Genomic DNA, 24,272 nt, shown 5'->3' with positions numbered 1-24,272 from the left:
GTTGACCGCGAGTTCATCGGAAACGAGCGTAACATTATTGCATCCCCACCAGCACTATTCTTTCGCGGGGGTGAGCAGCATCGCTTGCCCGCCGTTGGGGAGCAGCTTGATCGATAGCGATGATTGCGCATCGACGCTCTCTTCGTCGACACGGATCTTAGTAATCGTCTCCAGGCTGGGATCATCCCGATAGATCTTCGCTTGGTACTGCTCGCCCTCAGATAGAAAGTCCATCGGTAGTTGCAGGGTGCGCTCGGTTTTGTTGTTCATCGCTCCCACGAACCACTGCTGCCCGCTACGGCGAGCAATCACCGCGTATTCACCGATTTCGCCAGTTAGCACGCGGGTTTCGTCCCATACGGTAGGCATTTTTGCAAAGAACTCCAGCTCTGGAGTCTCCGCGATGCGACCAGCCGGAACCGAACCCGTGTGCTCGGGGTCGAGCGGGGCGTCGTACCAGAACAAGAACTGCCAAGGAGAGTAAGTGCAGACCGCTTTGCCAAGTTGATGCCCGTGGGTCCAGCTTATGGCCACGCGTTCGTTGAAGTAGCAAACGGTGAAGTCGCCTGCACCAGCCAGGTAACGCGTGAACAACGTGGTAAGTGCCTGACTCCCGCTAGGCGTCTCTTCGTCGCCGCGGACTCCCTCTTGGGTCATCAAGTTGGGATACGTACGGGAGTATCCGGTTGGGCGGTAGTTGTCGTGCACGTCGACCATCAGCTCGTGCGCGGCCGCTTTGCGAATCGCATCGTGCAGCCAGGTGCTCCACCGCTGAGTACCGGTGTTCACGAACCCGTACTTCACGCCAGCGATGCCCCACGCTTGATACAGCGGCAACAGCTCATCGAGTTGTTGCTCGAGCGCCCGGCGGTTGACGTACAGAATGATCCCGATGTCGTGCTGCTTGGCGTACCTGACTACTTCTGGCAGGTCGAGCGGACCCGCGGAGCGTTTGGGATCGACAGTCACGGTGGTTGCGTCCGACTTGTCGTTGTACTCATTGCCATACCAGCCCGCGTCGAACTCAACGTACTGCAGGTGATGCTTTGCGGCGAAGTCGATGCAGCGCTTCGCCCCGGCGGTGGTCAGGCTCACCTCGCGAAGCACCTTGCCCGGCTTGATCCACGAGGTATCGGCAATCGCGCATGGCTCGTTGAGGTTCAGCACCAGATCGTTGCCTTCGAGCAGCTTGCCGGCAGTAGCGGCGACCATCACGACTCGCCAGGGAGTGGTCAGCGGCCCTTTAGCGTGAACCGAACTGCCAAGTTGGCTGACCACGCAGGTTTCGTTCTGTTGGTCACCGCGTAGCGTCATGGGTGCGTAGTCGACGACTCCTGCTTCGAGAATTGCTGCGTAGAGTTGCGAATGGATCTGCACGACGAGTGGGCGTTCCACATTACGGCCGAGTTGACTCAGCGGCACCATGTCGTAGCTCCCCTGGGCAGTGGTGGTCCGCCAGGCGGGGTGATCGCCGACGAAGCGGAACTCGCTATGCTCAGCGGCCAACTCGACCGACGACTGCCCAGGTGTAGGCTCGATGACCGTGCGGAAGGCGATGCCGATGTCATAACAGCGGAACTCCAACCGCAACCGGCAATCGGCAGTGGTATCTTCGTACCTTAGGCAGACTTGTTGATACTGATCGCGAATCTCGCTTCGCTCACCATACACCGGGTGCCAGGTGCTATCCGCGGAACGGAACTCTGCGTCGCCCAACGGGCGGAGGTGCTGGCCGATGGACTTGCCATCCGCCGTGGTGAACGAAATGGCCGAGTCGGCCAGCACTGCTGTCCCGTTGCGAGTCACCGAGTAGCAAACGACTCCCTCGCCCGACTCTTCCTTCAACTCGACCTCAAGCGTGATGTTGCCATCCGGCGAGTGAATCTCAATTGCGTTAGCTATCTGCTGCTGGCCAAGGAGCAGCACCGCCAGTAGGGCAAACGAGTAAAGGGGTAACCAGGGTCGGAGCGAACATCCCAGCAGTATCATCGTTGTCAATCGTAAGTGGAGCATACAAGCGATTCTCTGGGGCCGTTCCCCAAAGCCGCAGTGCACCTAGTATAGCAGCGTTACCAGCCGCAGTGGGAAGCGGATTTGCAGAGCCTGCGTGTGCCGCAGGCTCTGGTGCTAGCGAATGAGAGGACTCCTATTGAGTGACTTCGCCGCCGTTGATGGTGCCGCGGGCGAGGTAGACAGTGGGGTCGATATCGAAATCGACCATGTCGACCGAACCATCGCAGTTCACAAACTGAACGCCGCCGCTGTGGGCACTCCCGAAGATCGAGAAATTCCTGCTGTCTCCGTACGTCAGCGGATCGGAATCGGGAGCCGGCGGATACTGGGTCCAGCGATTGATGTCGATATCGAAACCGAGGTTCCAACCCTGGTCGTTGCCGGACGACGTCGCATTATCATATTGATCGATCGCTACATGTTTCTCACCGAACAATAGGGTGTTGGATGTGCCATCGGTGATCCGGGCCAATCGTACTCCATAAACGGCCAGCACGGGACCGTTGCCGCTGATATCGACATTGCCGAGCCGACCGTTCTTGCGAATCTGTCGCGGCAGGCTGTGGTCAATGAAATTGTCCAAGTAGTCGCGAATCTCCGGCATGCCAGCGTTCGATCGCGGAGCAGGAGGTCCTTCGTAGATCGATCCAGGGAACAAACTACCGCTATTGGCAGCGTAGTCGTTGCGGCCGAGCACTTCGGGGCGTGTTACGTTGAAGAAGTTGTCGGAGTGGACATACGGGTAATAGCCTGCTCCCCGACGCGACGGGCAGTAGAACATCGGTACCGAGGTCGACACGCAAATCTTCGCTTGGTCTTTCTGGGCCGTGGTAAGGCGGGAGTAATTGCCGTCGCTTCCCAGATCGCGAAGGCTGCCATTCTCGGTGAACTCTAGAATGTTGTAGTACCAACCCCCTGGCTGTTTGTCGCCGTATCCGCCATCGGGATCACCGGCCCATCGCCATCCCCAGCCACTGTGTGGTAAGTGCCCTTGGCTGCTTTCCAGGTTAAGGGCGGCCAGTCCCATTTGTTTCAGGTTGTTTTTGCACTGCGACCGGCGGGCGGCCTCTCTGGCAGCTTGCACCGCGGGAAGCAGCAGGGCGACGAGAATGCCAATAATGGCAATCACCACCAGCAGTTCGACCAGAGTAAAGGCTCGCTTGTGATCATGGCGTGCTAGCTGGAATCGTTGTTCACCGAACATCGTTAACTTTCTCCATCGTCGGTTAGCGTATAGCTAGAGCAAGGCGGTCGCACAGGGCTGCCCATGGTCCTGTGCGACCACCAAGCAGGAGGTAAACCTCCCGTCAATGACGAACTTGGCGAGCTCCGATCGCCAGGACACCAACCATGGAAAGCATGATCAGCGTCGAGGGTTCTGGTACCGACTGGTTCGAAGCAACCAGACTGCCCGCCGCTTGGTTGTAGAGCACATAACCCTGGATCAGTTCTTCACCGGACGCATAGCTGATGACCAGGTCTTCGGTACCATCGACACCACCGGTGTAGATGTTGCCCAGCGAGATGGCTTGGCCAGCGGCTAGCATCGATTCGCCGAGCAGGTAATACTCACGCAACTCATTCGGGTCGAGTAGGTCGCCCTCTTCCCAGCCGTTGCCCGAACCATCGCCCACCGGGAATCCGGCTAGACTCTGGTCGGCGATGCTATTCCAGGGGCTCTCGGCCATCTGACCAAAATTGCTTTTCCAGGTATCGTACTGAGCGGTGCCGATGGTGCCGCCGTTCGGGTCGTTGGGCAAGGTGACTTCGGTTGCGCCGAGGTTGTCGCGCCAAATGGTGTAGTCGGCCAGATTCACTTCGCCATCGTCGTTGTAGTCGCCTTCGGCAACCGCGGAAGCGAGTGATCCACTGTTGCTTTTCAACGAGTAACCACTCAGCGGAATGGCAGCACTGGTGTTGTTTTGCAGCATCACTTCGCCGGTGCTTTTGTCAACGATCGCGGCGATTGTCTGGGGAACGGCAAAGATCGCTTCGATCTCGTCCTGGTTGGCAAAGATGAGATTGTCGACACTCAATTGCTCGTTCGTATTCGATTGGATACGGACGGATTGCCAAGCATTGATAATCGGGCTGTCATTGATCGACAGAGTCGTGGTCGCGTTGGGAGCGGAATAGTTGTAATTGTCGACCCACAGATCGTAGGTGTCGAACCCTTCGGGCGTGTTGAAGGTGATGCCGAGGATCATGCGGTGCCAGTCATTATCGGCTGGCAGTCCACTATCCAAGTTTCCGGGATGCAGATCTGCCCCGTAATTGGCATCGCTACCAGGATCGCCGACGAAGATTGCCTCGTTGCCTCCGGCGGGCTCATCGAAGAACGATACCCCGCCCCACGACCCCTTTACATCGAGTCGGAAATCGAAAGCCAGGTAGATGGCTTCCTCCTCGTAAGCGGTGACTGGTGAAGCCAATGCGCGGAATGCCGCGTCGTTGATGGCGGTGCTGGCGATGCCATCTCCCAGATTCTCCCACGAGTCGCCGGCCGCCCAGCCGGAGCCGGAGTCGGACGCGCTGAAGTCGTCCTGAGCGTAAATGACCGCTTCGGCGGGTCTTGCCAGACCGAGCATCACGCCAACTGCGATCAGACAGCCAGGCAGCGCCCACCGGCGACGGGCGAAGAAGCAGCCCGCCAGCCCACCCACTAGCATTACCAGTGTCGAAGGCTCAGGCACTCCGGAAACCATGCTGGCGAATGCTCCTGCCCCATTGGCGGTATCGTAAGCGGTTCGGAAGGCCATGTAATCTTCGAGCGTATGGTCGTAGTCGCCATTCAGGTCGCCGAGTTGATAAGCGGCAACTCCCGACAGTTGGTTGTTCACCAGCGTTTGTCCCGATTTGAACTGGAGCCAATCGTCGACGTCGATGTCGCTGTCGCTGTCGAGGTCGCCCAGTAGTATCTCACCGGTGTACTCCACTTCGACTCTTACAGGCACTGCTTGGCCATTCGACTCGACCATCAGCATCGCGGTCACATCTTCGACCGGAGTCCGAATCCAGGGCGAGCCAAGGTCGATGGCGGTGGTGGTCAGGGTGCCTCCATCGCCAGGCGTGGCGCTCGATACCATTTCGCTCAGTTCGGTTGCACTGCCAGCGGGGCTCGTTACGCTCCAGGTATCGTCGGCATCGAGCGAGCCGTCTCCGGGGCTCGCGTCGTAGTTGCCAGCAACGGTGGTCCAACTAGTGGAGTTGAGTGCTGCTGCGTTAGAAATCAGCGAGTAACCCAGCACATTGCCGATGGGTGCTGCGCTGCTTAGTGCTACCGATCCGGTGGAGCGGTCGATCGTAAGGGTCGCCTTGGCAAGGTCGAGCAACTCTACGTCGGTCGATTCGGTAGCAAGCGTCAGATTGTCGAACACGTCGTGGGCGACATCACTCGACATCAGCCGAACCGTACTGACCGGCAGCAACGCGGGCCACTCTGGATCTTCAGCGGTGAACGTTGCATTCGGGGAATTAAGTGCAAATTGGTCGACCCAGAGTTTGTACGTCACGGTGCCGCTGGCTCCGGTCGTCGTGTCGACCCCGGCGATAATGGTGTGCACGTCGGTGTCGACGGGGATCTGGCTGCTGAAGTCACCGTAGAACTTGGTGGCCACTCCATAGTCGGACATCGAACCAGGCGAGCCGACAAAGAAGATCTCGTCTCCAGTATTGCCTTCCGGACCAGTGAAGAGCGCGACTCCTCCCCAGGTAGCCCCACCGCCGGCGAGACGCTGGAAGTCGAACCGGACATACGTCACCTGATTCGAGACATCGACCATCGAAGACAGATCGCGGAAACTGCCCACTTGATTGATCGACGTGGCGTTTTCATTGGCCAGGTCGAGGGTTTCCCAAGCGTTACCAGCCGCCCAACCGGTTCCTGAGTCGGTCGCACTGAAGTCGTCCTGAGCAATGATCACCGCAAAAGCTGAAGAACTAAGAACCCAAGTAAACGACACGCACAAGACCGCCCAAGTGAAATGTCTGAAGCGCATTAGATTTCGTCCCATCAAAAGAGAAGTTAGGAAATGCCCTGAAACACAACGACTGCCACCAGCAGTGGGCCGGTTGAGTTTCAGATGGTTACACTCACAAACCGCCCGCAGCGCAGGTGCGTTGTACCTACGCCAGGACATGACGCTGTCTTTGAAAGATGTTTCAAAGTGAAAACCGCCAAAGCCCCCGCTGTGGCTGAACAAGGATAAGTTCTACGAAGTTCGCAGCCTGTCGAAGTAAAGTGTGCTTCGCATACCAACCATTGGGTCTCGTCGATGAAGCCAGCGGCTAAGTAATGGAAAAGCAGACTCCGACGTATGGCTAAATCAGAAATCTAGGAAAAGTCGCTGCAAAGTGCGTCGTTAGGCGTTCAGCCTAGGAAAAGCGAAACAAATACCAAGCTATCCGTTCACGCACATCGAAAAGCCGCCTGTTCAGCTGCCCGACATGACTCGTCTCATTAGGTTACCACTGATGTGACACTTTTTTCACCCTTGGATTGGTAATTTTATCGAAACCCTGAGAATAGAGGAACCTCACTAGCGAAGCAGGTGGTGGTTTCCGTTTAAAAATTATGCTTGTTTTCTCGGTTTCGCAGTGAATTGCCACTCGAGCCTTGGGTATATAGGTGTGGGAGTAACAAGCTTTCGGCCAGTGTAGGCGGTAGACTGGCGGCTTTCTCTTCCTATTCCGGCAAGACCGTTATAGCTTCTCATGGCATCAAAACACGACGTTTTCGCCGAGCTTTTCAGCAAGCACCAACTCCGGCTGTTCGGATACGTGTTTGGACTAGTTCGTAGCCAAGCCGACGCCCGGGATATTGTGCAGCAGACAGCGATTACTGCTTGGCAGAAGTTTGACCAGTTCGATACCTCGACCGATTTTTTTCGGTGGACGGTCACCATTGCCAAATACGAAGCGTTGCGATTCCTGACCTATCAACGACGCAGCGCGATTTATTTCGACGACGAACTGATGACCCAACTCGGCGAGGATGCGGCCGAGCTATCGAACGATTACGTAGAGTCGGAATTCAACGCACTTTCGCAGTGCTTGCACAAGCTGACGCCGACCGATGCCAAATTGGTAGAGTGTCGCTATGAATTAGGACTCGGCACTCGGCAGATTTCCGAGTTGCTCGATCGCACTCAGTCGAGTGTCTGCAATTCGCTCAAGCGAATTCGCTCGAATCTCGCTCGTTGTATCGAAATGCAACTCGTACGCGAGGAAAAATCATGAGTCAGCATCCCCACGACAATGAGGTTGCTCCCGAGATCGTATCGCTCATTCAGCGAAGCTTCGACGCGCAGCTCTCGTCCGACGAAGCCGAACAGCTGCAGCAAGCATTAAAGCAGCATGCTGCAGCCCGGGCGCTGTACCTTAAGCAGTCGCGGCTGGTCGCCCACTTGGTGACCGCCAAACAGGTGACGGCCAGCTCGAGGAAGATTCTGGAGAGCATTCATCCCGTTCAAGATTCGGCTGACTCGGCCGATTCGCAGGCCGAACTGCCGATCGTCCGCCAACCACCGGTGCCGAGTCGCCATCGGTTCGCGAATCGCGTATCCGCAGCGATTCTCGCCCTCGGTGTGAGTTTGGGATGCGGCGTCGGCATCCTGGCGGCCACGCTGGTGGTGATGCCGCCAAAGTTTCTGCCGCTCCCCTGGAACTGGCGAGTCGACGAAGAAGTCGTCGCGCGGATTCAAAATACCAAGAATCTGGTCTGGCAGCCCTCGGAGAGCCCTTACTCGCTTCCGACTCGCGGATTGCGGGCGGGGCAACAGATTCGCATCGCAGAAGGCATACTCGAGCTGAGCTACCGATCGGGGGTTGGCATCACCCTCGAGGGGCCCGCGGTGTATGAGTTGCGGTCGGAGCAGGGGGGCAAACTCTTCGTCGGCAAGCTATCGGTGGTGGTCCCTTCAGAGACTGCTCCGTTCCACATCGAAACGAACTCCGGCCGGGTACAGCTGAGTGCCGGCGAGTTTGGCGTGCACGCCAGCGACCACGCTGCCGAGGGCAAAGTGGCCGTGCACGCTCTGGGCGCCAGCCCGCTGAGCACGCCGGTCGCGCGGTACGTCACCAGCAAGGGGCTCCGCCGCGACATCCTGCCGGGCGAGATCTGTGGTTCGATGAAGAAGGGGTGCTGCGCGAGGGCAAGGTCGCCGACGTTCGCGATTTTCCGCTCCACATTCCCTCGGATAACCAGCGATCATTTATGGAGCATTCGATACCGCTGGGTAATCTGTTTGACGACAGCATCGCCTCTTCGCTCCACGACGCGGTAGAGTCCGATACGTTTCAGGCGGCCGCGGAGATCACCGATCTCGGCGTCGCCGCGGTGCACGACGGGGGGCTCGATGTCGATGTCCGACTGGCCGAAGATGGCGTGCTGTTTAACTTCCTGAACGTCGGTGGCGGCGGAGCAGCAGTGCTCGGGTTGCCAGCCAACGATACCTACCGCTCCATCTCATCGGTTCCGATTCGTACAACGGGCGAGAAATTTACCCAGGAGAATTTCACCAGCAAGTTGGAAGATGGCATCGGGATGAGTCCCAACGAATTGCTCACCTTCGATCTCGATGAGCTTCGCACCGCCGGCCGATTGCCTGGCATCGCCATGCGCTTCGTCGTGGAGCGAGCAGGTATTAACGATGCTGATATAGCACAGCCATCGTATTACAAGGACAAAGCCTGCGCGAATCTGTTGGTCATCGTCAGCACCGAAGAGCGGGCCTTGTCGGCTTATGTGAATGGAACGGAAGTATTCCTCAGCAAACGCAACGGAGTGTTCTCCGTCGATACCGAGATGGAGGAACTCGCCTCTAGCCTAAGAGCCGATGGCAGGTTTGTTGCTTTCGACGTTCCGATTCCCCCTCACGCTCGATACTTGACACTGGTCACCACCGATTACGACGGGGCCAACTTCGACCACGCGGTGTTCTCTGGGGCCCGCTTGGAGTTGGCAGCCTCCGTCGAGTGATTCGCTCTCAACGCTCCTGAGACGACTATTGCTGCTGGCAGCAGAATTTCCGCCGGTCCTCACTAACCCGATATCGCCATGAAACGCTTACAAACGTTGCTGGTCTGCCTGCTGGTTCTCGCAGTATGCAGTACTGCTGTAGTGAATGCCGACGAGCCGAGCGCGAACGAGCAGGTCCAGTCCGAGTCGCCAGCGAAAGCTCCCGCGGAATCGGACAAGCGATTGCACTCCGATGGTTCCGCCTGGGGGTACCAACGCCAGGAAACCAGCGATGCTCAGCTCCCCCGCGTGCTGCTGATCGGCGACTCGATTCTCAACGGCTACCGTGGCCAGGTGGTCAAACAGCTCGAAGGCGAAGCCGTGGTCGACGTATGGATCAATCCCTACTACCAGTCGGAGGAATACAATAAGGAGCTGAGTAAGGTGCTCGAAGACGAGACTTACGACGTGGTCCATTTCAACGTCGGCCTGCATGGCTGGCAACGGGGACGGATTAAGCCGGGCACGTTCAAGCCGCTCACGCAGGCGATGGTCGAAGTCATCCAGGCGAAGCAGCCAGACGCTAAATTGATTTGGGCGAGCAGCACACCAGTTACGGTGAAAGGCAACCCCGAGCAACTCGAGCCGGAAATCAATCCGGTGATTGTCGAGCACAATCGCATGGCCGCGGAAGTAATGGACGAAATGCACGTGCCGGTCAGCGACTTCTATGGTCTGTTAGCCGACAAGCTCGAACACGCCCGCGGCGATAGCTTTCACTGGAATGGCCCCGCCTACAAGCTGCTCAGCGAGCAAGCTAGCGAGACGATTCGCGTGGCCTTGAAAGACGACAACGCGGTTTCTGAATAGAAACCTCGGCTCCAGATTGCCAGGTGTTATGCTCAGGCAAGCGATCGCTCGAGCAGCACGTCGCCATCGTCGTGGAAGCCGATGTTGTGGAAGCCCAGTGTTTGGTACAGCGCTGCCGCGGCGGTGTTCGTCGGCTTGTGCATGGTTCGCACCCGCTTTGCGCCGAGCGACTCGATCTCGGCGATCGCCAGCTTCATGGCCTCCCGTCCGATTCCTTTTCGCTGATGCTGCTTGTCGATCATCAGCCGGAAGATCCAGTACAGCTCGTAGTCGAGCGGATCGTCTTCATGGCAGTAAGCGAGCAGGCCGGTCAACGTGCCATCGGCATATATCGCCCGCAAGTGATAGTGCGACTCAAACTTCGACTCGGCGATCGTAAACGCATTGCTGGCAACGTTGCCTTGTTGCGAGTCGCGCAATTGCAGCTGGCTGCAAGCGTACCAGTTGTCGCGGGTGACTGCTTCGAGGGTGACCATCGTCTGCTCGCGTGCTAAGGGAGTAAAAGGCGACCTGCCGCCTGCCCTGTTAATTATCGGCAGCCACCCAGCAAAGTGCCGACTTTCTTGTGGTAATTGGCCACCAATGCTGCTCTAATAGTGGTGTACAGATGACACCTGAGTGGCAGGAGTTAGATATCCGATGAATTTGATTGCAAAAGCACAAAAGGTGCCCCCAGGGTGGGGGCAATTGAAAAGGACTTACGTCGATTCGAGTCACTGCAAACCGAAGGGAGATAAGTGTTTACAGAATGCACGGTCGATGTAAGAATTGCCCCCACGATTGCGTTTCCCGGATTTGGGGGCATTTCCAACACTGCCGATCCTCGTTTCGACGAGCCAATTGTCGCATGGTGTCGGACGACTGGCAATTTGGGTGCCCGATTCGCATTCGAGTTAGGTTGATGTAACTAAATTAAAATGAGATCCATGTGCCCGCGGTCAGCCAATGGCTGCTGGTGGTCCGTTCACACAAATCCAGCGCGTCGAAGTCCACAATCCCGAATGAATAGCGAGATCCGCAGAGTGCCTGCTCGGTTTCCGACCCTATTTCGAAGCGTTCTCGCTGCGCGGCTGCACGTTTGCTCGTTGCTGTTGGTATTTGCTGGCTGGCAGGCGACCGCGATGGCCATTAACACCATCGAGTTCAGCCCCACCGCGGTGGGGGAGTCGAAATCGGTCGGCACCTGGGGAGTCGATACCGCCTGGCCGAATTACGACAACGTGCGGCAAAGCATTGAGAATATTGGGCGGAGCAACGTCGATATCGTGCGCATGCTGGTCTACGTCGACGAGCCGCTGGTGGATCTCGGCAGCGGCAACTACGAACTCAATGCGGCCGCCAAGGCCAAGGTGAATCAGCATCTCGAGCTGGCGCAACAGCTTGGGATCAACGTGCCCTACACGCTCGGCATCGGCGGCAGCGACCCCGACTCGATCGATCCGAGCTACGTCTCGGGCTCCGGCATCAACGTCACCAACTACGCCCGTGTGATTAAGGCAACCCAGGAGTACATCAACAGTCGGCCGAATTTTACTTCGTCGCCGTTGTACGCGGTCGAGCCGTTCAACGAGCCCGATTTCAACTTCACGCAAGCGAATCCCGCGGACCTCAACAGTATCATCGCCGAGCTAAAGACGTACCCTGCGTTCGACGACACGTACTTCATGGCCCCCAGCACGCTGAATAGCGACAACGCCCAATGGTGGTACGACCAGGTGCCAGAAGCCACCGCTGGCTCGTCGCACCTGCTGGCCGGCTCGCTTACGAGCTGGACCAACTTCATCGACCACGTCGAGAACACCGGCAATCCGTTCATGAATCCCGAGCTGCATAGCATGGGCGAGATACTCGCCGGCGCCGAACGCGGCATGACCATGGGCATGGTTTGGGCCGACGTGCTCCGCGGCCGCGGCACGCTGATCCAGGCTTCCGATGGCGACCGGCTCGGCTACGCTGAGGATTTCGGTAATCAGTCGGCCGGCGCGGTGTATCGCGCCCCCGATGGCGAGCTATATGCGTTTGCCGGTGGGCTCGAACGCGACTACACCGGCAGTCCGAGTGTGTATCGGTTCGTCAGCACCGATCAGGACGTTTATTTCAATGGCATCCGCGTTCGTGAATACATGCTGCAAACCAATACCGATCATGTGGTGTCGGATACCGACAACGATTTCGCCAACGATGGCTCCTGGTCGAGCGAAGGGGCGTACGCGGATATCGATTTCGACGACTCCGGCGTGCCCGCGCTCGACGGGTATCGTTGGAAGATCGTCAACGCGCTCGATGGCTCCGTGATGGAAGTCGTCGATGGCGGAACCAACGACGGAGCCCAAATCCGTTCGGCCTCCGACGATGGAGGACTGAATCAACTCTGGCGAATCACCCGCACCCGCAATGGTTACTACCATTTGTATAACGCGAATAGCGGCCGCACGGCCGAAGTCGCCGGGCGATCGCTCGGCAACGGCGGCGACGTCATCCAATGGGGCACGGCCGATCACTCTGGTCAGCAGTGGTACGTCGACGAGGCCGGCAACGGCTCGTTCTATCTTCGCAATGCGAATAGCCATATGTACCTCGACGCCGATTTGGGGAGCACCAACATCATTCAATGGCAATTCAACGGCGGCCTGAATCAGCAGTGGCAGTTTGTGCTCGCTAACCCAACCGACGGACCAACCGCCCAATACTTGCTGCGTGGCAATGCCAACGACTCAGTCGGTTCGAATCACGCGACCACGCATGGCAGCCCCACGTACACCACGGGACCCATCGGCCGGGCGAATCAGGCGATCGTGCTTGATGGAGCCGACGACTACCTGCAGTTGCCGAGCGGTATCGCCAGTAGCGAGGACCTGACGATCGCCACTTGGGTAAAGTGGAACGGCGGCGGCGACTGGCAGCGGATCTTCGATTTCGGCAACGATACCAACAGCTACATGTTCCTCACGCCGCAAGCGCCGGATGGTACCATGCGTTTTGCGATTACCGACAGCAGCAACGGCGGTGAGCAGATACTGGCGACCGACGCGCTACCAATCGGCGAGTGGGTGCACCTGGCCATCACGCTCGGCGGCAACACCGGCATTCTCTACATCAACGGACAGCCACAAGTCGCAGGGCAGATTTTGCTCGACCCTACCGACATTAATCCCACGATCAACCTGATCGGCGATAGCCAGTGGGCCAGCGATCCCTTATTTAGCGGATCGCTGGCTGATTTTCAGATCTACGATTACGCGTTAACTCCGGAGCAAATCGCCGCGCTGCTGCCGACCAACAGCGGCGACTTCAACAACGATGGCATCGTGAACCTGGCCGACTACACGCTCTGGCGCGACCACCTGGGCCTCACCGGCCAAGCTCTCTACTCGCCCGGCGACGCGAATGGCGATGGCGCCGTCGACGCGGCCGATTACTCCATCTGGAAAGCGAATTTCGGGCGCACCGTGTCGTCCGGCGGGGTGCGCATCGACGCCCTCGCGGCCGTGCCCGAACCGGCATCGGTCTCTTGCGCGTTACTCGCCCTCGTCGTCGCTGCCAGCTTCGGCCGGCGACTCGGCAGAGGTTCTATTAGGTGACGAGTCGTTATCGCTCGGTACGCGAATCACCACTCGCTGGTATCGCGTGAGCGGAGGAGTGCCGGAGTCGGTCACTTCGCAAATCATATGAAACCGATCGCCAGGCTTGGCGGTCTTCGGAATCGTCACCTGGCAAGTTGTCGCGTGCGACTCCGGCAAAGGCTCGCCGGCAAACTGCCCGGCTTGCCAGTAGTGCCACCAGTGAAAACTTAGACCATCGCCATCCGGATCGCGGCTGCTCGAAGCATCGAGCGACAGCACCGCGCCAGGCGTTGCCGAAAAATTCAATGAACCATTTTTCAATACAACCTGAGGGGGATGATTTGCCGAATCGTAACCGTTCACGCACCAGTCAGCCCGGGCGGCAAAGTCGTTCTGCACCTGAGGCAACCACCGCCACATCGGGCGGAAGTACTCGGTGCGAATCTGCACGTCTTCGGGCGACGAAGCATTTTCGAGTCGCTTCGACCAACTATTCTTGTAGCCCCAGCGACCCGTGGGGTGTAGCCAGTCGTCGCGGGGAGGAGGATCCATCCACACTTGATTCCGCACCAACTCGAACCGCCCACCCCAACCACCCCAGTCGGGCGAAGTGGTACTCCGTAGCCCCGTTGGTATCGCGTGCAGAAACGCAGGCGTATCGCCCTCGGAGCGAAAGGCTCCGTTCTCATGCTCGTACGCTGCACAGAGCGGTCCATGCTGCTGCAGGATATGCTCGCCCATCCAGTCGGCGTCGAAGTAACGCTGCGTTTCAGCGGGAAGCACCTTCGGCCAGATGTACGCCATGCAGTCGAACTGGTCGGAGATGATCGTGATCATCTGGTACTTTTCCCAATGAGGGCGGATGTAATCTTGATAGGTATTGTCTTGTTCCCAAATCAGAAACAGCCGAGTCTTCGCGGCCACCTCGCGCATCCGTTCGGGGTGTTCCTCCTCGACGATGCGCAGTGCGCGGGCGATGGTGTTCGTGCCACCCCAGGCCTGCAGCCAAATCGGTCGGTCGTCGCTATCATCGAGCAACACGTTGGCGATCCACTCGGCTCCCTCGGTTCGCTGTTCGTATTCACCGTCGGGGCCGATGTTGCCGATCTTCCAGCACCGCAGCAATGCGTCGGGCGCGGGGTAGTTGGCATCGTGCTGTCGCAGTTGCGGGTAGACCTGGCGGTAGAGTCCGATGTACTCCTTAATCCACTCCGGGCGATGAAAAGCACTCCAGCCTGTTCCGCCTTGCCAATGGAACTGCGAGCTGCTGTTCACCAGACCTTCCACGTCGAACTCATTGCTGGTGAGCAGGAATCGAACCATCGAACAGCGGTCGTCCACTTCGCCATCGGTGGTCACGATCACTCGCGGCCTCGAGGAGTCGGGATGCTTCGACGAAGTCGACGATTCTTCCGCCAAGCAGACGACGCTGCCCAGTGTCAGCCAGAGAACCATCGCAATCAACAGCCATTTGCAGCGCGTGAGTGCCGAAAGTGTAAACACCTGAATGCCATGCATGAGAGGAGTGGTGGGAGAAGTTGCTGTGAGACTGGAGCGGTAAACCGATCGTCTGTTCTCAAGTGTAGCCGATCGAAGGGACCCGCGTGCGGTGGCTTCGAATGTAAAGCGACGATTTTTTCCTTCCGGTTGAACCGGTGCTATAATCCGAATCGCTATTTCCTTTCCCTGATTTAGACGACAAATACCATGCGCAACGATCGATCCCTTTCCGTGATGCTGCTGACGGCTGTCTCCCTGCTGTTCGCGATGGCGTGCCAGGCACCGGCAGCCGATCCGCCGAACATCGTGCTCATCTACGGCGACGACGTCGGCTATGGCGATGTCGCTTGCTACGGTGGGTCGATTGCAACTCCGAATCTCGATCAGCTTGCCGCCGAAGGTTTGCGTCATACCGACGCCCATTGCTCGGCAGCCACTTGCACCCCTTCGCGATACGCGCTGCTTACTGGTAGCTACGCGTTTCGTGGCAAACGTACCGGCATCCAGCCGGGCAACGCGAACCTGATTATTCAGCCAAAATCAGCCACGCTGCCCGAGCGACTGAAGTCGGCCGGCTACACCACCGGCGTGGTCGGCAAATGGCACCTGGGACTCGGCGATGGACCGATTGACTGGAACGGCAAAATCACGCCGGGACCGGAGTCGATTGGTTTCGACTATCACTTTTTGATTCCGGCCACTGGCGACCGGGTGCCTTGTGTCTACGTAGAGCAGGGTCGCGTGGTCGATCTTGCCCCGGCCGATCCGATTGAAGTGAGCTATGGCAAACGCATCGGCGACGCACCCATTGGCAAGGAGCGGCCCGACTTGCTAAAGATGCAAGTCACGCACGGGCACGATCGCACGATTGTAAATGGCATCTCGAGAATCGGCTACATGACCGGCGGTGAGCAAGCTCGCTGGGTCGATGAAGACATGGCCGACGTCATCACTTCGCAGGCGGTCAAGTTCATTGAGAGGAACAAAGAGAAGCCCTTCTTCCTGTACTTCGCCTCGCACGACATCCACGTGCCGCGGGTGCCGCACTCCCGTTTTGCCGGAACCACCGGGCATGGGCCGCGGGGCGATGCGATGGCCCAACTCGATTGGTGCGTGGGCGAGGTGATGAAGACGCTCAAGCAGCACGGTCTTGAGGAGAACACGCTGGTGATTTTCTCGTCGGACAATGGTCCCGTGCTCGACGATGGCTACGCCGATCAGGCGAACGAACTGCTTGGCGACCATCGCCCGGCCGCCGACTGGCGGGCCGGCAAGTACTCGAAGTTCGAAGGTGGCACCCGAGTGCCGACCATCGTCAGATGGCCCGCCCGCATCCCGGCCAACACCACCAGCGACGCGTTGGTGGGACAAATCGACTGGGCGCACTCGCTCGCTTCGCTCGCAGGCGCTTCGGTCGAAGAGGGAACGTTGGTAGACTCGCTCGATCAGCTTCCCGCACTGCTCGGCGAAGATTCCAGCGGACGAACGTATCTGGCGGAAGAGGCCAACGGACTATCGTTGCGACAAGGCCAGTGGAAGTACGTGACGCCTGGGCGAGTGACCGATAAGCTCGGCCCCTGGAATCGGGTGAAAGTGACTCCGCCTGGAGCGTTGTACGATCTGGCCAGCGACCCGCAGGAGCAAACCGACGTAGCGAGTGAGAACGCCGAGCGGGTGGAGCAAATGCAGTCGCTGCTCGAGCGAATCAAGCAACAGGGGGACGCCGCTCAATAACAGACTGTGAACATAGACCCACTCGCCAGCCGACAAGCAGGCTGACAACGACCAACATCGTCAGCAGCGACGCAGGTTCCGGTACGCTCGCGGTCAGCGAGTTGGCGTGCTGGTTGATGTGTTGGCCGAAGTTGGCCTTCCAGACGTCGTAGTCGCCGGAGTCGATCGTCCCGTTGCCATTGCCATCGGCTGAGGTACCCGCCAGCACCCGCCCACCCAGCTGGTCGCGCCAGAGGGTGTAGTCGCCGAGATCAACGACGCCATCGAGGTTGTAGTCGCCGGCAATGACGTCGGTAAGTTGAACAATGGAGAAGTTATCGATCGTCGATTGCACCCACTCTCCCTCGGCGAGTCCGCTGAGCAAGCGAGTGTCGAAACCAAAATAATGTTCGGTATCGCTGATCCGCATGGTCTCTCGAACCAAGACGTTCGTGCCATTGATCGCAACCGAGATGCGAGTAGTGAAGACCGTTTCGTCCACAAGAAACTGGAGGTGATAAACATCGGAATCCACGGAGCCCGTGCGAATGGCCTCGCCGCCACCGTTGCCGCCGTTCTCGACCAACCGGTAGCTGCCATCGGCGGTGAGTCGGAAACTGATCTCGGGATCGTCCGACATCGGTTCGCCGATGGGCCATTGGTCGTCGATCATAAACTGAAACGCTGCCTGATCGGGCGCGGTGCTGGAAGTAAGCGACAAGTCGAACGACAGCAACCACCGCTCGCCATCGAGCTGCGGGGCAAAGTTGCGATAGGGGGCAACCTGCGCGGCAGTCGACTCGTCGCCTTGAACAACGGTCATGCTCAGTGTGCCATCCGAGACTTCGACGCTGGTGAGCTCCGAATCATTCGCTGCGGAGGACAAATAAGGAGAGTCGAGCCAACCGGTGCCTTGCCGATCAGTGAGTTGCAGGTTGGAGTTCAGTCCCGCGGTCGTGCCGTCGAAGCGATCGTGAAACAACAGATAGGGCGACGGAGGAGTCGACTCGGTTGCCGAAAGATCCAAGCGATAAAACTGGTTGGCATCTTGCGTGCCGGCGACTTTCACCGCGTAGCTTCCTGCGGTCGGCAGCGTGAAGTGAGCCAGCGACTCGCTCTGGCCAATGCCAGCAAGATTGAGCGATACCAGCGGTGCGCCGGAATTGACGTCGATGATCTCGAATCGCAAGTCGCTCAGTTCACTGGCCACGATCGATTCGGCCGCGGAACCCTCGGAGGTGTAGCTATAGGAAGGACCTTGTGGAGTGATCGCGAGAGTAAGATCGGCGGGAGCCGCCAAGTCGAACTGGTAGTAGTCGACATCGGCCGCCCCATCGATCGAAGCGAAATCGACTTCGTCGCGGGCGACGGTTTGATCGTCGGACGACGTACCGATCGCAATCGGAGTAGTCGTGCTCAGCAGTCCAAGTTGAGTCGCAGTAGCCAAGTCGTCGTTTCCCGCTGGCGACTCGTACGCATCGCCATACAAACGGGTGAGGGCGTACAGGTCGTCGAACTGCGGGCCAGCAGGGGGCAGATTCGAGGTATTCATCAACACACTATGACCGGTAACCGAAACATGCAGCAAACCAAGAGCGTGGCCAAGCTCGTGCTGAAACACCGTGGCCAGGGTCGATTCGTTCGCAAACGAGCTATTGGCCGTGTCGAGCAGAATGTCGCCCCCTTGGGTCGGCAGCTGCGCGAGGCCGAGTTGTCCAGGTGCGGTCAGGTCGTATCCCGCGAGGCGAATGTCGCCTCGGCTGGCGGTCGCTGCTGCGAGGTTCCAGCCCGAGCCATCGTCCGAGACGTACTCGAAGCTCAGCCCGGTCTTCGCGGCGATATTATTGAATTGATCCTCAATGGTCGCAAACCAAGGTCGGGTAGTCAGGTCCGCCCCGCCGGGCCCCGCGCCGTAGAGCGAATCGAGGTACCCAATCAGATTGCTGGTGCTACTTTCGACGCCGACTCCGTCGCTCACGATGCTCCATCGCAAAGTAGTCGGGTCGCCTTGCTCCAGGCCCGATCCGTCGGTGTAAGTCTGGTACCAGCGGTCGGCGTCACGAAAATTCGCTCCCTCGGCCGCAAGCTGAAATCCGGCCAGCAGGCAAGTCACGATCAAAAGTTGGCTGGCAAGCGTTCGCAAAGCACTTCGCAGGGGCATGGCACAGGTGGGCGGGAAATCACTATTTTAATCGAAAGTTCTCATAATGTATCGGTTCTTGTCTTCTTATCGGCTTCTCCCCGCATTGGCATCTCCAAAACGGCGCGAGGTTCCTTATACTAGGCGTTCCTGTATTACAGCAGCCACCATGGTGTAGGCTTTGCCTGGTTATCGACATTCAGCGAGAAAGCGCAATCTCATGTTACGTATTGGAATCGCCGGACTAGTACGTCGTCCCGGAAGTCATTTCCTATAGAGTTCAGGGAAGACGCGTTTGGCGTCTTTTCGATGGAAGGTCCAATTGATTTTGATTTTCTTCCGATTGCGGTCGCGTGAACAGTGGGAGAGTTCGCTTTGAACCTTGTCGAGCGAAGCCAACCGACGTCCCAGGCATTGTCGCTGTATGGCCGAGATTTCGATCTCGGCCATGTTGAGCCAACTGGCATGCTTGGGGGTAAAATGCCACACAATCCGCTCCAGCATTGGCCGAGCCGCCTCCTCGCCAAAGGTTTCGATCAACGACTTCTCGTTGTGCGTGTTGAGGTTGTCCATCACCAGATGAACCCGCTCTGCGTCGGGATAGCGCTTCAAGAGGTCGCGGACGAACCGGGCGAAGTCGGCTCGCTTGCGGTGACGCTTGGCCTGAACGAATCGCTTGCCCGCCTTCGGCTCGACCGCCACGAACACGCTGCAGGTTCCGCAGCGGCGGTACTCGTAGTCCTGCTTCGCGATCTTGCCGGGTGCCGCGGGCTCGGGCGGCCGCGCGTCGTCGACCCTCTGATAGGGCTGCTCGTCGAGGCAGACGACCGGCTCGTTCGGGTCGAGCGGCTTCTCGTACTGCTCGAGGACGTCCTCCATCCGCTCACAGAACTCGTCGTTCAGCTTGGGCACGCACCAAGTTTTTTTCGCCACGGCTTCAGGTCGTGTTCCTTGAGCCACAGCGAGACCTCCGTCACGCTGAGCGAATCGACGAAGCCTTCCTTCACCGCGTGCTCGCACAACAATTCCAGCGTCCAGCGAGCCCGTCCCTCGGGCGGCTCGCTGCACGCCAGGGCGATTACCTGTTGCTGCTGCCGCTTGGTGAACTCTGGGGGGCGGCCCGAGCGAGGCGCATCGTACACCGCCCGCTGGACGCCCTCTTCGCAGAACCGCTTTCGGACGGCTCGGACGTTGCGCGTCGTGCAGCCCACATGCTCGGCGATCTCTTCGTCGGTGCATCCCGAGTCCGATTTCAATAATATCTGGCAGCGACGCACCACTTGCGCCGCGCGGGCGCCTGAGCGTGCTAGCTGCTCCAAACCTCCACGGGCCTGGTGGTCCAGGCAAACAATGTGCTTTTTCATTCCGCAGCATATAGCAGCGGAATGGATTTCAGGAAAGACGTACTAGGGTTCATGGGCATGGTTCACTATTTGAACTACGCCAAGCTGCGTGGGGTGAAAGTGGCCGCCATCGCGACCCCCGAGCCCGAACGCCGCGCCGGCGATTGGCGGGGCATCCAGGGCAATTTTGGCCCTCCCGGCGAAAAGATGGACCTCTCCGGCATCGAAACCTATGCGGGCGTCGAAGAGATGATCGCCGAGGCCGACATCGATGCGGTCGACATCACGCTGCCGCCGTTCATGCACGCCGATGCAACGATCAACGCCCTCAAGGCGGGTAAGCATGTGTTCTGCGAGAAGCCGATTGCGATGACTACCGCCGACGGTCGCAAGATGGTGCGGGCGGCCGAGAAGTATGGCCGGCAACTGCTGATCGGGCACGTGCTTCCGTTCTTTCCTGAATACTCGTGGGCCCTCAAGCAAATTCACAGTGGCAAGTACGGCAAGGTGCTCGGGGGAGCGTTCCGCCGGGTGATCTCGGAGCCGACCTGGCTCACTCAATACTGGAACGCTGACAAGGTAGGCGGGCCGATGCTCGACCTGCATATTCACGACGCCCACTTCATTCGACTGGTGTTCGGTCGACCTGCGGGAGTGACTACCGCGGGAAGGATGCACAACGAGCTGCCGAAGTTCTGGCACTCGCAGTTCACCTTCGAGTCGGGCGCAACGGTCGAGGCGACTAGCGGTACCATCGACCAGCAGGGCAGGGCGTTTGATCACGGGTTTGAGATCCATCTCGAGGAAGCGACTCTGCTGTTTGAGTTCGCCGTGACCGGTGGCGAAGGCAAATACCTGTGTGCCCCGACTCTGCTCGACAAGTCGGGCAAAGTCAAAACGCCGAAAATGGCCGATGGCGATCCGATGAATGCCTTTGCCGCGGAACTGAAAGAAGTGACTCGGGCGTTCACCAAGGACGAATCGAGCGATTCACTGGGGGCACAGCTCGCGCTCGACGCGGTGGAGATGTGCTACGCCCAATCGAAGAGTCTCGCCACCGGCAAGACGGTTCGACTATAATCGTCGTAAACCACGTGCCTTTTCCGACGCTGCCAAGTGTCGCTTGAGAACCGCAGCCATTGCCTCATGATGATCCCGTTTACGCCTGACGATATCCTCCTGCAGCTTGCGATTGTGCTGATCGCTGGCATCCTAGGGGGCGAACTATTTGGCTTCCTGAAGTTGCCAAAGGTTACTGGGTGGATTGTCACTGGCATCGTACTGCGGGCGACAGCCACGCAGCATCAGGCATTCACGGGACTCGCCGAAGGCACGGTCAGTAACTTTGCCCCTTACATGAGTTTTGTGCTCGGGTACATCGCCTTTACGGTGGGGGCCGCGTTGCACTTTGCCAGCCTGCGCAATTCGGCCAAACGGCTCAGCTTTCTGCTCGTTGGGCAGGCGCTGGTCCCCCCGGCCGTGGTCGTGCTGCTCATGTATTTCGTCGGGCACTGGATCGATCCCGAGCGAATGACCATTCGCGCGAGCTGGTTGCTGGCGGCCGTGGCGATCGCCGGTGCACCTGGCACCACGATGCTGGTGGTCGAAGAGGCCCGCTCGCGAGGCATCCTCACCCGCACGCTCGTCGCTTCCGTGGCGTTAATCGATATGGTCGCTGTCGGCGCTTATGCATTTGTGGCATCTTACCTGGCTGAAGGTGGCACTGGCGGCGAGATGTGGCACAGCAATTGGCACACCGCGTTCGCCACCGTCGGGGTTGAGTTCGGCATGGCCTTTATCGTTGGCTCGCTGAGCGCGGTGATCGCCCTGGTGTTCGCCCGGTTCGTCGTCAGCCCAGCGTTTCTCGGCCCTACGATGGTCGCTTTGATCCTCGCCAGTTGGGGCGGGGCGACTGGGTTCGGAGTCTCGGGCATCCTGGCTTGTACGTTTGCTGGCATCGCGGTTACCAATCTAAAGCACGACGTAGTCCGCTCGGTCGAAGCCTACCTGCACTCCATCGGCGGGGTGCTGTTTGCTGCGTTCTATACTTTTGCTGGCATGAAGGCCTTGTTGACTAACTCCACTCGAACTGTGGAAGCCCGAGTTGGGTGAATTGATTGATGATTTTACAGCGCAAGCGGGCTTCCGTTTGTTGGTTTTCGAATACTCGGTTTTTGAGATGGCTCCCAAAGCTTTGTTTCACTCGGTACATGGTCGTTTCCGCCAAGCTTCTACGATGATAGCCCACTTCCTCTTTCCAACTCCTACGCCCCTTGCGTCGAATCTGACGAATTGCCTCGTCCCGGGGCAAAGGCTCCTCCGCAGAGTTGCCATGTTGTTTGATCTTGGCGTTGTGCTGCGGCGGAATCACCGGCTCAATGCCTTCGGATTCCAGCCCTTCATAAACCTTCCACTTGTCGTAACTACCGTCGCCGTGAAACTTTTTTACGGGCTGCTCCACCTGCTCCAGCATTTCGGGAACCGCATCGGCATCGTGGCAACTGTTCTCGGTCAAAATCTCCGCCACAATCTCGCGGGTGTCAGGATTCACCGACAAATGCAGCTTCCGCCATGTCCGCCGCTTCGACTTGCCATGCGTCCGCATCTTCCATTCGCCCTCGCCAAACACTTTCATGCCGGTGCTATCCACCACGATATCGATGTCGCCCCTCTTGTTAGCGATATCGAGCGAAACATTCAGCTTGCTGGCTCGCTTGGCGAGCGAAGAATAATTGGGAATCGCTGCCTCGACGCCCAACATCGCCACCAGCGAGCGGCCGAATCCCTCAGTCTGCCGATAGGGAAGTTTCAGCAGTTCGCGAATCGTCAGCAAGCACTCGATCGCCGTATCGCTGAAGACAAAAGGGCGACCGACTTTTGTCTGGTCGTTAGGATGTTCCCAGTTCTCCAACGCCTCGTCGCTAAACCAAATAGTGATGTTTCCACGCTCGATGAGCGACTTGTTATACTCCTTCCAGTTCGTGACTTTGTAGGTTCGTTTTTCTTTCGTAGCCATGTTCGATCTCCGTAAAAAAGGTACGTGGTTCCATTCCACGTTAGTTTTTACGGAGGTTTGTGACTAATTGTTCAACAAGGCCTGGCATGAACCTTGATTTCTCGCTGGTATTGCACGCGGTGGGTTTGGTGCTGTTGTACTTCGTCGCGCGATTCATCGGCAAATACGTGGGAGCGTTTGGAGCCATGTCGTTGGTCGAGGTACCCACTAAAGTCCGCAACAACCTCGGCCTGGCGCTGGTACCGCATGGCGGAGTGGCGGTTGGTTTAATTCTGCTGGTGCAGAACGATCCGCATCTGACCGACTCGGCCCAGATCGTTACCACGGTTGGTCTGGCCGCGCTGGCGATTAATCAACTGTTGGGACCGAGCGGTACGCGACTCGCCCTGTTCCAGGCAGGAGAAGCGGGCAAGGACTTGCCGCGGTTGCTCGATTTTCTCGACGAACACCATATTGCGGTCGATGTGATCGGCAACACAAAAGAAGATGTCATTCGCACGCTGGCCGCGCATCTTTACACCACGAAAGACCGTCCGGCTATTTCGCAGGACGAGTTCGTGCAAAAGGTATTTGAACGCGAGCAACTAGCGACTACATGTCTGTCGCAAGGGTTGATGGTACCGCATGCCATTCTGGAGGATGGTGAAGAAATCACCGGCATTCTCGGCATCAGTTCCAAGGGGCTCGACCTCGGCGCCCCCGACGGTCACCCGGTGCACGCCATCTTGCTGCTGGCCACGCCGGAGACCGACCGCAAGCGGCATCTCGAAGTACTCTCCGCATTTGCCAGGGCGATTACCCGCGACATTAACCTCCGCGAGCAACTCTACCACGCCCGCAGCGCCGCGTTCGCCTACGACGTGCTCCACGCCGACATGGCGGAGGACATCAACTACTTTCTCGACAACCTCATCGAGCGGCACTCTTGATTAACGAAGAAATCACGGAGGTCACGGAGAAACGATAGGGTTGCCATCGTAAGCTCCGTGTTGCTTTGCGAACTCTATGCGTTATCGGCGACCTGATCGAACTCATAGTACTTTGCACCCATGTCATCGAGCTTGTCGCTATCGGGTCACAACATTGTCGGTGCAAAAGGAATCGTGATATACTCGAGCTGCTGACTCGGGAATGTCAGTTTATCATTGATTTACAT

18 protein-coding genes are annotated in these 24,272 nt (G+C 58.3%); 9 read left to right on the top strand and 9 right to left on the bottom strand.

Features of this window, described 5'->3' with window-relative positions; all coding sequences use genetic code 11:
• Window positions 1-54: 54 nt before the first annotated feature.
• From Pan181_RS17115 to Pan181_RS17105, 3 genes are all read right to left on the bottom strand, one after another.
• Window positions 55-1,989 carry a glycoside hydrolase family 97 protein gene (locus Pan181_RS17115; protein WP_197528449.1) on the bottom strand — a complete coding sequence of 645 codons (1,935 nt, stop codon included), beginning with the start codon at window positions 1,987-1,989 and terminating at the stop codon, window positions 55-57.
• A gap of 157 nt (window positions 1,990-2,146) precedes the next feature.
• Window positions 2,147-3,217 carry a DUF1559 family PulG-like putative transporter gene (locus Pan181_RS17110; protein WP_145248476.1) on the bottom strand — a complete coding sequence of 357 codons (1,071 nt, stop codon included), beginning with the start codon at window positions 3,215-3,217 and terminating at the stop codon, window positions 2,147-2,149.
• Between the two features lie 103 nt (window positions 3,218-3,320).
• A complete protein-coding gene (locus Pan181_RS17105; RefSeq protein WP_197528448.1) occupies window positions 3,321-6,011 on the bottom strand; it encodes a PEP-CTERM sorting domain-containing protein in 2,691 nt (896 codons plus the stop codon).
• A gap of 715 nt (window positions 6,012-6,726) precedes the next feature.
• On the opposite strand from Pan181_RS17105, the gene Pan181_RS17100 reads away from it, so the two are divergent.
• The 4 genes from Pan181_RS17100 (at window position 6,727) to Pan181_RS17085 (ending at window position 9,841) form a co-directional block, all read left to right on the top strand.
• Window positions 6,727-7,251, top strand: a complete 525-nt coding sequence (locus Pan181_RS17100) for a sigma-70 family RNA polymerase sigma factor (RefSeq protein WP_145248472.1) — start codon at window positions 6,727-6,729, stop codon at window positions 7,249-7,251.
• Window positions 7,248-8,297, top strand: a complete 1,050-nt coding sequence (locus Pan181_RS17095) for a hypothetical protein (RefSeq protein ID WP_145248470.1) — start codon at window positions 7,248-7,250, stop codon at window positions 8,295-8,297. Before Pan181_RS17100 ends, Pan181_RS17095 begins: the two co-directional genes overlap by 4 nt.
• The gene (locus Pan181_RS17090; RefSeq protein ID WP_145248469.1) at window positions 8,228-8,992 is read left to right on the top strand and encodes a hypothetical protein; all 765 of its coding nucleotides are present in this window, start codon (window positions 8,228-8,230) and stop codon (window positions 8,990-8,992) included. The genes Pan181_RS17095 and Pan181_RS17090 overlap by 70 nt, the downstream gene beginning before the upstream one ends.
• A 78-nt stretch (window positions 8,993-9,070) precedes the next feature.
• Window positions 9,071-9,841, top strand: coding sequence for an SGNH/GDSL hydrolase family protein (locus Pan181_RS17085; RefSeq protein WP_145248467.1), 771 nt, complete (start codon window positions 9,071-9,073; stop codon window positions 9,839-9,841).
• Window positions 9,842-9,873: 32 nt separating this feature from the next.
• On the opposite strand, the gene Pan181_RS17080 is transcribed toward Pan181_RS17085, so the two are convergent.
• A complete protein-coding gene (locus Pan181_RS17080) occupies window positions 9,874-10,317 on the bottom strand; it encodes a GNAT family N-acetyltransferase (protein WP_197528447.1) in 444 nt (147 codons plus the stop codon).
• Between the two features lie 609 nt (window positions 10,318-10,926).
• Here Pan181_RS17080 and Pan181_RS17075 point away from each other — a divergent pair.
• Entirely contained in the window at window positions 10,927-13,422 is a 2,496-nt protein-coding gene (locus Pan181_RS17075) for a LamG-like jellyroll fold domain-containing protein (protein ID WP_197528446.1), read from the top strand.
• Here Pan181_RS17075 and Pan181_RS17070 read toward each other — a convergent pair.
• Window positions 13,360-14,922 (bottom strand): DUF1593 domain-containing protein, encoded by a 1,563-nt coding sequence (locus tag Pan181_RS17070; RefSeq protein ID WP_197528445.1) that lies wholly within the window; start codon window positions 14,920-14,922, stop codon window positions 13,360-13,362. The two genes, Pan181_RS17075 and Pan181_RS17070, sit on opposite strands and share 63 nt — an antisense overlap.
• A 189-nt stretch (window positions 14,923-15,111) precedes the next feature.
• Between Pan181_RS17070 and Pan181_RS17065 the strand changes: the two genes are divergently transcribed.
• Window positions 15,112-16,638, top strand: a complete 1,527-nt coding sequence (locus tag Pan181_RS17065; RefSeq protein WP_231943626.1) for a sulfatase family protein — start codon at window positions 15,112-15,114, stop codon at window positions 16,636-16,638.
• On the opposite strand, the gene Pan181_RS17060 is transcribed toward Pan181_RS17065, so the two are convergent.
• From Pan181_RS17060 to Pan181_RS17050, 3 genes are all read right to left on the bottom strand, one after another.
• Complete coding sequence (locus Pan181_RS17060) at window positions 16,610-18,778, bottom strand: matrixin family metalloprotease (RefSeq protein WP_145248463.1); 2,169 nt, start codon at window positions 18,776-18,778, stop codon at window positions 16,610-16,612. The two genes, Pan181_RS17065 and Pan181_RS17060, sit on opposite strands and share 29 nt — an antisense overlap.
• 243 nt (window positions 18,779-19,021) lie before the next feature.
• A complete protein-coding gene (locus tag Pan181_RS17055) occupies window positions 19,022-19,669 on the bottom strand; it encodes an IS630 family transposase (protein WP_145244957.1) in 648 nt (215 codons plus the stop codon).
• Window positions 19,657-20,121 carry a helix-turn-helix domain-containing protein gene (locus Pan181_RS17050; RefSeq protein WP_145244956.1) on the bottom strand — a complete coding sequence of 155 codons (465 nt, stop codon included), beginning with the start codon at window positions 20,119-20,121 and terminating at the stop codon, window positions 19,657-19,659. Before Pan181_RS17050 ends, Pan181_RS17055 begins: the two co-directional genes overlap by 13 nt.
• A 21-nt stretch (window positions 20,122-20,142) precedes the next feature.
• Between Pan181_RS17050 and Pan181_RS17045 the strand changes: the two genes are divergently transcribed.
• Window positions 20,143-21,180 carry a Gfo/Idh/MocA family protein gene (locus Pan181_RS17045; protein WP_145248461.1) on the top strand — a complete coding sequence of 346 codons (1,038 nt, stop codon included), beginning with the start codon at window positions 20,143-20,145 and terminating at the stop codon, window positions 21,178-21,180.
• Window positions 21,181-21,246: 66 nt separating this feature from the next.
• Entirely contained in the window at window positions 21,247-22,212 is a 966-nt protein-coding gene (locus tag Pan181_RS17040; RefSeq protein ID WP_145248459.1) for a cation:proton antiporter, read from the top strand.
• Here Pan181_RS17040 and Pan181_RS17035 read toward each other — a convergent pair.
• The gene (locus tag Pan181_RS17035; RefSeq protein ID WP_145244898.1) at window positions 22,175-23,116 is read right to left on the bottom strand and encodes an IS5 family transposase; all 942 of its coding nucleotides are present in this window, start codon (window positions 23,114-23,116) and stop codon (window positions 22,175-22,177) included. The genes Pan181_RS17040 and Pan181_RS17035 overlap by 38 nt on opposite strands.
• Before the next feature lie 86 nt (window positions 23,117-23,202).
• Between Pan181_RS17035 and Pan181_RS17030 the strand changes: the two genes are divergently transcribed.
• On the top strand, window positions 23,203-24,045 hold the full coding sequence (locus Pan181_RS17030; protein WP_145248457.1) for a PTS sugar transporter subunit IIA: 843 nt from the start codon (window positions 23,203-23,205) through the stop codon (window positions 24,043-24,045).
• Window positions 24,046-24,272: the final 227 nt, after the last annotated feature.

This window comes from Aeoliella mucimassa (assembly GCF_007748035.1).
Lineage (GTDB): Bacteria > Planctomycetota > Planctomycetia > Pirellulales > Lacipirellulaceae > Aeoliella > Aeoliella mucimassa.
Note: the sequence above shows the minus strand (reverse complement) of the source record. Positions and strands in the feature narration are given on the sequence as shown.